This window comes from Acinetobacter colistiniresistens (genome assembly GCF_000413935.1).
Taxonomy (GTDB): Bacteria; Pseudomonadota; Gammaproteobacteria; order Pseudomonadales; family Moraxellaceae; genus Acinetobacter; species Acinetobacter colistiniresistens.
Genome location: NZ_KE340378.1, coordinates 268,350 through 281,122, shown reverse-complemented (window position 1 = coordinate 281,122; position 12,773 = coordinate 268,350). Strand labels below are relative to the sequence as shown.

Sequence of the window (12,773 nt, the reverse complement as noted above, 5' to 3'; positions counted from 1 at the left end):
AATCTTTTAACTACACAATCACCTTAATTTGAACTAAGCCCACTGGTTGCAGCAAGTAAGTCAATACGTGGGAACACTAAACCCGTGCGCGTATCGGTAATTGGTTTACCCGTCACTCTTAAGCGATTCACCGTTTGATCAATGCTTTCGGATGGCGTCACACCGTTGGCACGTAATAAGGCAATTGCGCCAGCCACATGCGGTGCAGCTTGTGAAGTACCACCTTGAGTTTCACCGCCTGCGGTAATCATCGCGCCTGGCGCCAATAAAGTCACCAACGAGCCACCATTACTAAAGCAGGTAATTTTATCGGCTGCTGTGGTTGGATCAGAACACTTCAACGGATTGCCCCACGATACGCCGCCAATATTGCTATCATAGACTGCACCGACGCGAACCGCACCTGCCACACACGCAGGAGAAGAAATCCCATCAGCAAAGGCGTCATTACCCGAAGCCACTACAGGCACGACACCTGCTGCTCGTGCATTGGCAAATGCAGTGCCATAACTACTGTTACTGCATTCAGAGGTATATTTCACCCCAGGCGTCCCCAAACTTAAATTAATCGCTTTAATATTATAAGTTTGTGCATTATTCACAGCCCAATTGATACCCGCCAGAATATCGCTATCATAAGCCGTACTCACTAATTGTCCCTGTGATCTCACCTTTCTAAAAGCATCAATTCCAATAATTTTGGTTTTACTTGCAACTTTGGCAACAATGGCTGAAACGTTACTACCATGTCCATCATCATCTAAGCTGTTATCGTCAGGTGCGCTATCAAAAGCATAGACCACGCGACAGCTTGAAGCTGGGGTATTGACTGCGGTACAGCCAAAGTCAGCATGTTTATAATTTACCCCTGTATCAATGACCACCACACTGCTGCCTTCTCCAGTAAAGCCATTACTCACCGCTTGTGGCTGATTGATTAAGGGCAAACTTTGCATGGTCGTTGGCACATTTTTACGATTTGGATAAACACCTTTGACATTCGGATCATTTAAAACCTGTGCCAGCGTTTCCCGATTCTGAATACGATATAAGCCCAAAGGTAAGCCATTAAACTCTCTTAAGGTTTGAAAGCCAGCTGCTTTGCCAAATTTATTTTTAAACTGGTTTTTACCCTCTGCAATCAGGCTACGTTTTTCTCGCCCCAAAGCAGTGCGCGTTGCACTGCTCTCATATTCAATCAATAAATCATTTGAATCATTATCGAGCAAGGCAGCAAGATTAATTTTACCTTTCTCGACCTTGTTTAATGCTGCTGAGCTAAGACTTTGTTTGAGTTGCACCGCATTCAGTGTCGCGGCTGAGGTGGTCGTGGTGATAAGAGTACATAAGCTTAAAAGTAATAAAGTTTTATTGTTCACTATTCATCTCCGTCGTTCTTGGATAAAGAACTGTTTTATTGCCTGTTTTTCTTGGGTAAAGAAATTCAGATCATTTAAAGTGTTTTAATTTCGTTTGCTGGATCAGTTTCAGGATCAATCGGTTGTATCGAAGGATCGCTTTTGGTGTCATAAAATTGGTCAGCTTTTTGAGTTTTATCCAATTTATTCAACATGGTTGAGGTGGTATGTTCTGTGGCTTTCTTCTCCTGTGGATGTAAAACGGTTGCACTTACCCCTGATTGTTCAGGGTGAATTTGATAAATCGCAGTATCAGCTGCTGAACTGTTCGATTCTGCTGGTTCAAAATAAAAAACCACCACACCGAGCCCGATTAATACAAGTAGGAAGGCTGCAATCTGTTTCATTTATATTCTCCAGCGCTCTTTATTGGCCATGACTTGGTTTTCAGTTCTTTTTCTATGCATAATGCGAATAAATTTTAATATTCACTTTATATTTCACTTATATATTTAAATAAAATACGATTTAAATCGTCGTGTTATCTAAAAATACAGCAAGCTTCTGGTTTAGTTTTATACTTTTAAAAGTACAATTAATACCCTAAAGATCTATCATATGACAAAAATCATTGCCTAAAAAAGCAAAACAATGCTGTCACATCAATATACCAAGCAATAAAAATGCCATTTTTTTGATCAGTTTTAAATAAGTTTAAATTAATTTAGATATTCTTAATTTTCATATTTAATTAACTAAAATATCAGATAAAAAACTGCTTTCTCAGGCTTTATATTTTTCTAAAATTTATTTTTTACAGCAACTTATATTTATTAAAAAACATTACTTTTCACGTGCTTAACACAAAAACATATCTCCACAATTTCTCGCCAGATTGTTTTCAAGCTGTAATCTGGTTGTAACGTTTGATGAAAATCACACATTTCTATTTTTTTGCTCGCTATGATGCAATTGCGTTGATGAAGTACCCCTATACGGTACATCGCTTAAGGAAATCGCAATGAAAAAAATGATCAAAACAGCTATCGTCACAACCAGTATCCTTGCCTCTGTTTCCGTTTTTGCACAGAATGTTGATACAAATGCCAGTGGCTCAGCTCAAGTCAATGTACAATCAGGTGGCTTGCTTAAAGGCGTCACAGGTGCAGTCAAAGGTACAGCACAAGGTGTAGGTCAAGTCGCTCAAGGCGTTGGTCACACTGCTCATAATGTAGGACATGCTGCGGTAAATACAGGTGTTACAGCCACACAAAAAACCGTGAGTGCAGCAAGCAATGTAGGCTCAACAGTGGCGAATAAAACGGGTGAGGCAGTCAAAACCAGCACAAACTATGCAGTAGACAAAACTGTAGCTGGCAAAGAATTGGCCGTTGATACCACAGCAAACGTAAAACAACGTATTGCAGATAAGAAAAATGCAACTCAATCTAAATCTTTAAATCTTGGCGCTCAAACCAATGCGCAAGCACAAGTGAATGGTAAAACTTCATCTGTAAATGCCCAAACAGGCCTGAATGCAGATAAGAAGAACCTACAAACTGGTGCGAACGTCGGGGTGAAAGTGTTAGGCGTGAATGCGAACGTCAATACCAACGCTAAAATTGGTGCCAACTAATTTAAATCCGATCTAAAAAAAGCCCTTTGAATATTCAAAGGGCTTTTTTTATGAGCATAACCTCTCTCAGCAAAGTTGCAGTTTGGTCTGTTCATCCGCATTATTTTCAATGAAATGAGTCAAACCGTGTACATCACAACATAGACTCAGCTGTTTATAGCTCAAGCTATAAAAATCGGCATAATGTTTAAACACCAACGGCGATTGATCCAGTGCAAAGGGTTCACCCTCTTTCACCAATTTATGAATCCCACGATCATTCATCGTGAGGAAATAGTATTCATCATTCAATCTCAGCTTGACCAAGCTATTGGCTGTCAGGTTTAAAGGCAAGAGATAGGCTGGGTTGGCTGCAATGATCTCAGCGCTATAACTTTCTAATTTCAAGCTTGCCAGATTAAACACCAAAAACTGATTCTGCACATTGACTACATTGGCGGCTAAGGTCTCGGTATGTTGCACAAAATTCAGATGTACACCTAGCTTCTGTAAATTCTGTTCAGTGCCCTGTTTCAAATTAAACAGTTGCTGTACCAGTTTTTGTTTAAGTACCGCATCAAAATAACGCTCATCTAAAGCGATTTCATTCTGCTCTAGAATTTTTAATAACGCATGATGATGTCGAGGCAATAAGGCATCCAATACATGGCGATAATAGAACTTGCTTTGCTTCTTCACTTCCCGAACGCGCTGATAGAAATACGTGATTTCAAATGGTTTAACCACAAAATCATTCAACAGTTGAGAACTTGCCAGCACCGAAAGGGCTTCATGACCTGTAAAGGGTAAATGAATCACATGCATTTTAGGCAATAAAGGCTGGATCTTTAAGAAATGCTCTTTATCTTCTGCGTAGTATGGATCATAGACGATGATGTATTCACGCGATGAATCAACTTCATCTGCCTGAATTTGCATATCTTGATGGATAGAAGCATCAAAAAATTCGGCATAACGTCGATCTTGAACCACATCAGGATCAATCGAAAATTGTGGTACAAAAGCCACAATCTTTTGCATATTCAATAAATTTGAATACTTGATTGCAGCATAGCCACCCATTGAGCCGCCATAGCCGACAATACCCTTAAATTGCTGCAAAATCGGTTGAATCTGCTGCTGCATCTGCAACATGCTACTTTTCGGAAACCATGATTTCTGCTTCGGCATAATGCCGATCACATTGTATTGATATTTGATTAAGGATTTTTCAGCATTAATAGACATGCCTTTCGCGCGACTAATCAAATCGCCAAACGAAATCACTAAAGTGTCACTTGAACCTTTTAAAAAAATAACGCGAATATGCTCATCTTCAAATATTATTTGCTTATCCATGCTCACACTGAAAAATTGATCCTAGGCTTGTAGCAAAAAGTCATCAAATGATGGCTTTGCCAAACCATGATTGCGGAGTATCTTATTTTATAGAGTTAAGACAGATTAAAAAGCGCAAAAAATGACACAATCCTTACATCCTGCTGCTGAAAAAGGCTTTAGTTTAGGGGCTGAACTATACCAACAGGTACGCCCTAGTTACCCGCAAGAAATAGCGGTTTGGCTGCAAGATCGGCTCCAAGTAGGTGAAAGTTCCACTGTTGTTGACCTCGGTGCTGGGACTGGCAAATTCTTACCCTACCTGATGCAGACACAAGCCAAAGTGATTGCTGTCGAGCCTGTCACGGAAATGTTACAGCAGCTTCAACAAACCTATCCGACTGTCGAGTGCCTGCAAGCATTCAGTAACGAACTACCATTCGCCAATGCGTCAATTGATGCCATTCTCTGTGCTCAATCGTTCCACTGGTTCGCCAATCTTGAAACCTTAACCGAAATCCATCGGGTCCTCACCGCATCTGGACACTTGGGGCTGATCTGGAATCAGCGTGATAGCCGTGTCGATTGGGTCAAAGCCTTGGCCGATGCAATTGCCCCTTTAGAAGGTGATACCCCTCGTTATCATAGTGAATTATGGAAACAGGTCTTTGAGAATCAAACGCTATTTAAATTAGATGGATTACAGACCTTCCAACAAGCACATCAGGGTACGGTCGAACAGGTGGTGAGTAAGCGCTTGCTGTCCACCAGTTTTATCGCAGCAATGCCGACCGTTGAACAGCAACAACTCAAAGCAAAGTTTGAACAAATTGTATTTGATTTTACAGGTTTAACTGCGCAAGATCAGATTAGTTTCCCTATACGACCTTTGCCTACCATTTCCGGAAAATATCAAATTAATTATTGAACGAGTTGAACTATGTCTAAGCTTAAAACCACCTTTGCCATCACCTGCCTACTCAGTTCAGTGCTGCTGCTCAGCGCTTGTAATAAGGACAAAGAGCCAGCGGCCAATAAAGAGCAGCAAAGTAGCTCGGCCAATGATGCGATTGGTCAACTCAATCAAACCCCGATTAAACATTTCCCTGCCACAGCAGATGATGGGCATGATATTGCCATCTTGGATGACTATGACCGTCGCTTTACCGATATGAGTGATAGCATGGAAATGGAATTGGCCAAGATGAAAGAGGCCAATAGCTTAACCCCAGAATTCGAGCAGCAACGCCAAAAAGATAATGTGAACTCCGCGTTGAAAATGCTCAAAGAACTGGAACTCAAAACTGAGCAAGGACGTTATATTCAAGGTTTACTCTATGATTATTGGGATCACCAAGCCAAGACTCTAGAACAGGCAAATCGTAGCGCTAACCAGACCAATGCCAGTCAACAGGTCAATCACCTCAATGAATATCTACATGCCCAAAGCCAGTTACATCATTGGAGAAATGCGCAACCAGCTGAAACCAAAATGCAAGCTGAGTAACTGAATAAATAAAAAGGGGCTGATGCCCCTTTTTCATTGTTAAATATTCTGTTTCTCAATCCAGTGAATCGAACTCACACGGAAGAGTTCACAGGCACCATCACCCACCCCACCTGGGGTCAAAGAGGATTTCCACACCAGATCCTTGTCACGAATCTCGACCAGTTCACCCTTTAACTGCACCAAGTCACCGCGTTTCACTTGTTTGATTTGCTTCGCAATCTCTGGATTGGCCGGGATAATATGCATATTGGACACCATTTTGATCGCTTGATCTGGTGGTACGGGTAATTTTGTCATTTTCCAGTTCAGATAACGGTCATACTGACGCACATCGATGGTTCGTGCAATTGCTGGATCAGCAAAAAGCCCCAGACTCACCGCATAGTCAATCGGAGAAAATTTGGCTTGCTCGTCATCCTGATAGACTTTTGAGCCGAGAATACGGAAATTTCCATCAAAAGGTTTGAGAACTGAAATCGATTGATAGGCCACCGTAGGCGCTAAGCCATTGGCAATATTATATTCTGCCTGACCCGTTGATGCATGTGTCTGCCCAATTGCAGCAACCATGCATAAACTCATCCATAGACGTTTTTTCATGGCTCAATCATCCTCAAACTATAACCAAAAACTTAGAAAATCATTTCTCTTCATAGTATGCTTAGATGGTGAAAAAAAGTGCTTTTTTTGGTAACAATCAAACCCACTTTGGTCATGTTTTTGTGGTGTAAATTTTGTATTGCTCATTTGAATCAACACATGGATCACTATGATTTACCAATTTTATCAACGTCGCGTATTTCCGCATTTACTTAACCAAGTCATGCAAACTGCCAGTTTGATGGATCGACGGCGCGAACTCCTCCTGCCGATTGAAGGCGAAGTACTCGAGATCGGCTTTGGGACAGGTCTGAATATTGCTTTTTATGGTAATGTTGATACGCTTTATGCTGTGGAACCTAATCCTGATATTTATCATCTGGCACTTGAACGGGTTCAACATGCCCCATTCTTCGTAAAGCATGTACAAGCCAGTGCTGAGAAGCTTCCCTTCGCCGATGCCTCACTCGATCATGTCGTTTCAACATGGACACTGTGTAGTATTGAACAACTGGATCAAGCTTTGGCTGAAATCTATCGGGTATTAAAGCCGACCGGCAGTTTTCATTTGGTTGAGCATGTCAAACATCCAAACTCAGCGAAAATACAATCTTTACAAACGCTACTGACACCAATTCAAAAACGTATTGCGGACGGCTGCCACCTGAATCGGGATATGGAGCGCCATCTCCTACAGGCCAAATTTAAATTTATCGAAAAAGAATATTTTAATGCCGCAGGAATTCCAGTGCTGGCCCAAAAAATGTTACTGGCCCGAGTGCAAAAATGAGAGTCTGTAGCTTAATCTTCAAAATCAATTCGAAGCGTTTCAAACCGAATACGTCCTTCATTGACGGCTTGGGCAATAGCCTGCTGCCCTTTGCTTAAACGTGCACCACCACTTTTAATATCCAGTAAAATCACTTCAATGTCTTCTGCGGTACCATCGCCATCGCGGAAGTCGGTATAGCCATCAAAAACAACATAGTCGACAGGATCGCCCAAGAATTTGGCATCACTGGGTAAATACTGAAATTCAGGCAGGATCGGTGCAAACTGCTCCGCCATTTTGCCTTTTAATACTGCGCGACTGGTATTGACGCTGCGCTTCTGGGCATCAAGCAAGGCTTGTTTATGCTCGAGTTCAAGTTCGGCAATATATTTTTCATATTCAGCCTGAATCCGTCCATTACGGGTGCTCGATAAAATAATCGTGGTGATCACAACACCTATACAGCCGCCAATCAGCATCGCCAACCAAACCGACATCTCTACCTTCCTGTTCTTCCTTGCTGCTATTTAACTGCAACATTAAACTTTTGTCATGTGTAACACACTTGCCCTAAAAAGATGCTAAGGTATAGATGAATACGAGAGCCTGCTAAATAAATCTAAGTACATGAAGACAATCTTAATCGCAAATCAAAAAGGTGGCTGTGGCAAGACCATGACTGCTATTACACTCGCTGCCGCATTATCCCAAAAAGGATATAAAGTTGCGCTGGCAGATGCTGACAACCAAAAATCATCTTTGCAATGGTTAAAGCAACGTCCTGAAACGGTCACCGGCATTCAGAGTCTTGATTGGCGACATGAAAAATCCATTGGCGAAGCACCAAAGAATTTAGATTATTTAATTATCGATGCACCAGGTGCACTCTCAGGTGAACATGCCGAGCAACTGGTCAGCGAAGCACACGCCATTGTGACCCCCCTACAACCTTCATTTTTCGATATCGACAGTACTCGCCGCTTCTTAAAGCATTTACAAGACATCAAGCGTATTCGTAAAGGCAAAGTACAAATTCTGTTGATTGCCAATCGGGTCAAACCGAATAGTGCCAGCTCCAAAGACATTCAAGACTTCTTTAGCAAAATTGAGCAAGATCCTGTGGCATGGATTTCCGAGCGCAGTGCTTATGGCACTTTAGCCATGCAAGGTCTCAGCGTATTTGATAAAACCCAGAAAAACTTTGTCAGCATCCAGAGTCAATGGCAGCCCGTTTTAAACCAGTTGGTTGATGATCCAAGCGAGTGGTTCTGAGCTTTGCAAAGAAACGTAATCTTTTGATAACAAATCTTAAAATCGGGAAATGAAAATTTCCCTCAACTGCTTTTTCAGTTAAGATGGTTTCATTCAATTTCCAGCACTAGAGAACATACGATCGTGCAACAATACGCTCCCATATTACAACGCGTTTTGCTGTTTGGACTATTCTTTGTCCTGCTCTTTTTGGGATTTAGTATTCTCAAATATTTTATTGTTCCCGTCCTTTGGGCTGCGATTATTGCCTATATGACTTGGCCTGCTTATTTATGGGTACAACGCCGTTTTTTTGGGGAAAACCGTCCAACACTGAATGCCACCATCATGATCAGTCTGGTTATTTTAGTGATTGGAATTCCTTTTGTTTGTGCCATTTTCATGCTGCAACTAGAAGGTCGTAACTTATACCTGAATTTACAAAGACAATTATTTTCAGGGCACATTCAAGTACCTGAATTTATCAAAAACCTGCCGATTATTGGTCAAGACATTAGCCGCACAGTCAATGAACTGAGTAATGATCCTAATAGTATTACTAAAAATATCGGTGAATGGATACAAAGCCATTTGAGTTATGGCCGTTTTGTACTGAGTGAAATTAGCCGTAACTTGGTCAAACTCACTTTTGCCATCATGACACTGTTCTTTTTTTATCGTGATGGGCAAATGATTTTATCGCAGGTCAGTCGAGCGATGGAAATGGTGATTGGCCCACGTGTACATCATTATCTAGATACCATTTCTGAAACAACCCGTGCTGTCGTTTATGGTGTTGGCTTAACTGCAGTTGCCCAAGCAATTTTGGCGGGCCTCAGCTACTTTGTCGCGGGTGTTCCGAATCCGATGCTCTTAACCATCGTGACCTTTATTTTAGCCCTAATCCCATTTGGAACCCCGGTTTCCTATTTAGGAGTGGGCTTATGGCTATTTGCCCAAGGCCAAACAGTAGAAGCAATTGGTGTCATTGTATGGGGCATCTGTATTGTCAGTACCTCGGATAATGTGATTCGCCCATTGGTAATTTCTGGTGCAACGCAAATCCCGTTCCTGCTGATTATGTTTGGTGTACTGGGTGGGATTGCCAGCTTTGGCTTGGTCGGTTTATTCGTAGGCCCTGTCATTTTAGCCATTTTATTGGCCATCTGGCGTGAATGGCTGCATGAAAATGTCGAGGAACCTGTTGCCGTCTTGGAAGCCCCACCAGACAGCAAGTAGGTTTATTTTGTTTAATCTTTTGTCATCAATTGATTAATCTGGCTTGCGGGATATCCTAGACTTTGTTTGAATCATCAAATAAAGATAATTTATAAGGATATCTTCGCAATGACGTCAATGCTTCAAAAAATTTCTCTACTGGGCTGTCTAAGTTTGAGTATCACAGCCTGCTCTTCGGTTTCTCTAGATAATAATGCAGCTAAGATTCAGACCAAAGCCAGTAACAGCGATCAAAAACAGTTAATCCAAGTCTATCAAGTTGATGCCAATGGTGTAGGTGCTTCAATTGGAACGGTTGCATTTCAACAAACGCCGAAAGGTTTATTGATCACCCCTGCACTTTGGAAACTTTCACCAGGCGAACACGGTTTCCACATCCATGAAAATCCATCCTGTGAAGCTGCGTTAAAAGATGGAAAAATGGGAGCTGCCTTGGCAGCAGGCAGTCACTTAAATCCTGAAAAAGTGGCGCATCATGGTACACCTGCAAATGGGCACTTAGGCGATTTACCTGTATTGGTCGTGAATGAAAAAGGCTTTGCAACCACGCCTGTAATTGCACCCCGTTTAAAACTAGCCGATATTCAGAACCGTGCCATTATGATCCATGTCGGTGGGGACAATTATTCGGATACGCCCAAACCTTTAGGCGGTGGTGGTGACCGTATTGCCTGCGGCGTGATTAAGTAATTTCAATACTGTGGGTATCTTCCGAGTTATCCACAGTTGCTCTACTTTTAGCCATTTTTATTTCTTTTCTAATCTCATAATAACAAAATACAACTGAGCATGAATTTTGCATCTTATCTCTTATGTGCAAGATCATCCCCATATTGATGCTAAAAAATAGTGCCTGTTGCGGGGGAACAACGCTTTCCTTTGGGAAATTTATTCGTATGATGAAACCAGAACATTTCAAAGAATAACAATCGTGAAAAATTTTTCTGCCCTCTTCAATCGCTTTCGCTCCAATTCGATTCTGCTTTATTGCGTACAGATTTTTATAGTACTGTGTGGCACAACACTCGGTTTACATCATTTCGGATTTGGGTCGTTAATTGTCCCTGTGACCTTAGGTGCAATTGCGACCGCACTGACCGATTTTGATGATCGTCTCAGCATTCGTTTACGTAATCTGATCTATGTCTGCGTGCTGTTTTTTAGCGTCAGCACCATTTTAGAGTTTCTCGCCCCGTATAAATTCTGGTTTATTATCTATCTCAGCCTCTCTAGTGCAGCGTTGGTCATGATGGGTGCGCTTGGGCAACGCTATGCCACCATTTCCTTTGGCACAATTCTATTGTCGATCTATACCATGTTCGGTCTAGGTGAATATCCACATTGGTACCAGCAACCGAGTTATTTTGTCTTAGGTGCCTTGTGGTATGGGCTAACTTCAATCTTATTTTTTGTGATTCGCCCAACCTTGCCCCTGCAAGAAAAGATCTCAACGATTTTTCAGGAGCTTGCTGAATTACTACAAGCCAAAGCACGTTTATTCGACCCAGATAATCTTGATAATGTCGAAACGTTGCTGTTCGAGCTTTCGCAGAAAAATAGCCAAGTGGTCAGCAGCCTGAATCAAGCCAAAACCTCCTTGCTGACCCGTTTAAAAGCCTCTCGGGTTAATAGCACCAGCATTTATTGGCTGAATTTATATTATTTTGCTCAAGACATGCATGAACAGGTCACCTCCAGCTATCTGCATTATGAAAAAATTCACCAGAACTTTAGCCGCAGTGATCTGATTTTTCGCATTCAAAAAAATATGCAGCTGCAAGCCTTGGCCTGCCACGATTTAAGCCAAGCAATTTTACAGCATCAGAGCTATCAGCCGCGTGAGTCTGCCAGTAAAGCTTTAGGCAATTTAGAATTGTCGATGCGTGACTGGGTACAACAACATCCCAATAATCTCGAAGTTAAAAATCTGGAACTGATCTTCAACAATTTAAAAAGTGTGCATGAGCAGTTTGCCCAGCTACAACTTAATCAAAATATGGAACAACGCTCTCCACAGCAACATCATGACCATCTCAATTTACTTGATGATGATATTCAGGGTGCGCAGGATCTGCTTTTAAAAATCAAACAGCAACTCAGTCCGCAATCTGCCCTGTTCCGTCATGCAGTTCGTTTAGCTGTGATCTTTGCCGTAGGCTATGCCATTTCCTTATTGCCTTTTGCACAAAATGGCTACTGGATTTTGCTCACCAGTTTATTTGTCTGCCAGATTACCTACTTTGCCACCAAGAGTAGACTCAAACTGAGAACCATCGGCACGCTACTCGGGGTGTTATTGGGGATTCCTATTCTTTATTTTGTACCGAGTATTGAAGGTCAATTAGTCCTGACCGTCCTGTGTGGGGTCTCATTTTTCTATTTAAGACAGAAGAAATATGCACTCGCCACCGTCATGGCCACCTTGATGGTGTTACTGATTTTTAATTTAAAAGGGGCGGGTTTTAGTATTATCCTGCCACGTATTATCGATACCTTGATTGGCTGCGCCATTGCATGGCTCGCCGTTAATTTTATTTGGCCAGACTGGAATTTTCGCAATATCTCCAGCAACATCAAGAAAAATAATCAAACAACACTCGATTATCTGCATGTGGTAGTACAACAATATCACCAAGGACGCCAACTCGATCTGGAATACCGAAGCACGCGGCGTGCCGCACATAATGCGCAAATCGAACTCTCCAATATGATCTCCAGTCTAAGTACCGAACCTCAGCCCAATCAAGAACTCATTCAACATGCGTTTCGCTATTTGGTCTATAGCCATAGCCAACTCAGCTATGTTTCTGCCTTGGGACATCAACGTGAAAAAATCGAAGATCATAAACTGCTCCAACTGTTGGATAAAATTGAGGAGCTACTCAAGCAAAGCTTGATCGAACAAGCGCCCGTTCCACAACATCAGGTGGAACACTTGCTTAAAGAAATTGAAGTATTGAATCTGCAAGAGCAGATCTCTGAACAGCACCCCTTGTTGTTAAAACAAATGAGCCTTTTACTCGAAACTTTGCCTGAATTCGTGCTATTAAAAAATAAACTGCTCAGCTTAGAAATTAAGTGAGCAGTCAA

At 41.8% G+C, this 12,773-nt stretch carries 12 protein-coding genes and 1 pseudogene; 8 read left to right on the top strand and 5 right to left on the bottom strand.

Features of this window, described 5'->3' with window-relative positions; genetic code table 11:
• Positions 1–23: 23 nt before the first annotated feature.
• Together F907_RS14045 and F907_RS14050 are read right to left on the bottom strand one after the other, a co-directional pair.
• Positions 24–1,379, bottom strand: coding sequence for a S8 family serine peptidase (locus tag F907_RS14045; protein WP_016651490.1), 1,356 nt, complete (start codon positions 1,377–1,379; stop codon positions 24–26).
• A gap of 74 nt (positions 1,380–1,453) precedes the next feature.
• Complete coding sequence (locus tag F907_RS14050; RefSeq protein WP_016651489.1) at positions 1,454–1,765, bottom strand: hypothetical protein; 312 nt, start codon at positions 1,763–1,765, stop codon at positions 1,454–1,456.
• Between the two features lie 614 nt (positions 1,766–2,379).
• Between F907_RS14050 and F907_RS14055 the strand changes: the two genes are divergently transcribed.
• On the top strand, positions 2,380–2,994 hold the full coding sequence (locus tag F907_RS14055; RefSeq protein ID WP_016651488.1) for a hypothetical protein: 615 nt from the start codon (positions 2,380–2,382) through the stop codon (positions 2,992–2,994).
• Positions 2,995–3,060: 66 nt separating this feature from the next.
• On the opposite strand, the gene F907_RS14060 is transcribed toward F907_RS14055, so the two are convergent.
• A complete protein-coding gene (locus F907_RS14060) occupies positions 3,061–4,332 on the bottom strand; it encodes a hypothetical protein (RefSeq protein ID WP_016651487.1) in 1,272 nt (423 codons plus the stop codon).
• 121 nt (positions 4,333–4,453) lie between these two features.
• Between F907_RS14060 and F907_RS14065 the strand changes: the two are divergent.
• Both F907_RS14065 and F907_RS14070 read left to right on the top strand, forming a co-directional pair.
• Positions 4,454–5,232: pseudogene (locus tag F907_RS14065) on the top strand (class I SAM-dependent methyltransferase).
• 19 nt (positions 5,233–5,251) lie between these two features.
• Positions 5,252–5,818 carry a hypothetical protein gene (locus tag F907_RS14070; protein ID WP_016651485.1) on the top strand — a complete coding sequence of 189 codons (567 nt, stop codon included), beginning with the start codon at positions 5,252–5,254 and terminating at the stop codon, positions 5,816–5,818.
• 39 nt (positions 5,819–5,857) lie between these two features.
• Here F907_RS14070 and F907_RS14075 read toward each other — a convergent pair whose 3' ends face one another.
• Positions 5,858–6,421 (bottom strand): hypothetical protein, encoded by a 564-nt coding sequence (locus tag F907_RS14075; protein WP_005238473.1) that lies wholly within the window; start codon positions 6,419–6,421, stop codon positions 5,858–5,860.
• A 169-nt stretch (positions 6,422–6,590) separates the two neighbouring features.
• Here F907_RS14075 and F907_RS14080 point away from each other — a divergent pair, with 169 nt between their 5' ends.
• The gene (locus F907_RS14080) at positions 6,591–7,211 is read left to right on the top strand and encodes a class I SAM-dependent methyltransferase (protein WP_016651484.1); all 621 of its coding nucleotides are present in this window, start codon (positions 6,591–6,593) and stop codon (positions 7,209–7,211) included.
• An 11-nt stretch (positions 7,212–7,222) separates the two neighbouring features.
• Here the strand turns inward: F907_RS14080 and F907_RS14085 are convergent, their stop codons facing one another.
• Positions 7,223–7,690, bottom strand: a complete 468-nt coding sequence (locus tag F907_RS14085) for a Holliday junction resolvase-like protein (RefSeq protein WP_005275956.1) — start codon at positions 7,688–7,690, stop codon at positions 7,223–7,225.
• 130 nt (positions 7,691–7,820) lie between these two features.
• On the opposite strand from F907_RS14085, the gene F907_RS14090 reads away from it, so the two are divergent.
• From F907_RS14090 to yccS, 4 genes are all read left to right on the top strand, one after another.
• Complete coding sequence (locus F907_RS14090; RefSeq protein WP_004657565.1) at positions 7,821–8,465, top strand: ParA family protein; 645 nt, start codon at positions 7,821–7,823, stop codon at positions 8,463–8,465.
• 123 nt (positions 8,466–8,588) lie between these two features.
• A complete protein-coding gene (locus tag F907_RS14095) occupies positions 8,589–9,683 on the top strand; it encodes an AI-2E family transporter (protein ID WP_005275952.1) in 1,095 nt (364 codons plus the stop codon).
• A gap of 108 nt (positions 9,684–9,791) precedes the next feature.
• Complete coding sequence (sodC, locus tag F907_RS14100; protein WP_016651483.1) at positions 9,792–10,373, top strand: superoxide dismutase family protein; 582 nt, start codon at positions 9,792–9,794, stop codon at positions 10,371–10,373.
• A 241-nt stretch (positions 10,374–10,614) separates the two neighbouring features.
• Positions 10,615–12,765: a YccS family putative transporter gene (gene yccS / locus F907_RS14105; protein ID WP_016651482.1), complete on the top strand. Its 2,151-nt coding sequence runs from the start codon at positions 10,615–10,617 to the stop codon at positions 12,763–12,765.
• Positions 12,766–12,773 lie beyond the last annotated feature (8 nt).

Bases quoted from the DNA above. Each gene is read 5' to 3' on its own strand.
- F907_RS14090 (WP_004657565.1), top strand. From the start codon at position 7,821: ATGAAGACAATCTTAATCGCAAATCAAAAAGGTGGCTGTGGCAAGACC.
- F907_RS14070 (WP_016651485.1), top strand. From the start codon at position 5,252: ATGTCTAAGCTTAAAACCACCTTTGCCATCACCTGCCTACTCAGTTCA.
- F907_RS14080 (WP_016651484.1), top strand. From the start codon at position 6,591: ATGATTTACCAATTTTATCAACGTCGCGTATTTCCGCATTTACTTAAC.
- F907_RS14085 (WP_005275956.1), bottom strand. From the start codon at position 7,690: ATGTCGGTTTGGTTGGCGATGCTGATTGGCGGCTGTATAGGTGTTGTG.
- F907_RS14075 (WP_005238473.1), bottom strand. From the start codon at position 6,421: ATGAAAAAACGTCTATGGATGAGTTTATGCATGGTTGCTGCAATTGGG.
- F907_RS14050 (WP_016651489.1), bottom strand. From the start codon at position 1,765: ATGAAACAGATTGCAGCCTTCCTACTTGTATTAATCGGGCTCGGTGTG.
- F907_RS14060 (WP_016651487.1), bottom strand. From the start codon at position 4,332: ATGGATAAGCAAATAATATTTGAAGATGAGCATATTCGCGTTATTTTT.
- F907_RS14055 (WP_016651488.1), top strand. From the start codon at position 2,380: ATGAAAAAAATGATCAAAACAGCTATCGTCACAACCAGTATCCTTGCC.
- sodC (WP_016651483.1), top strand. From the start codon at position 9,792: ATGACGTCAATGCTTCAAAAAATTTCTCTACTGGGCTGTCTAAGTTTG.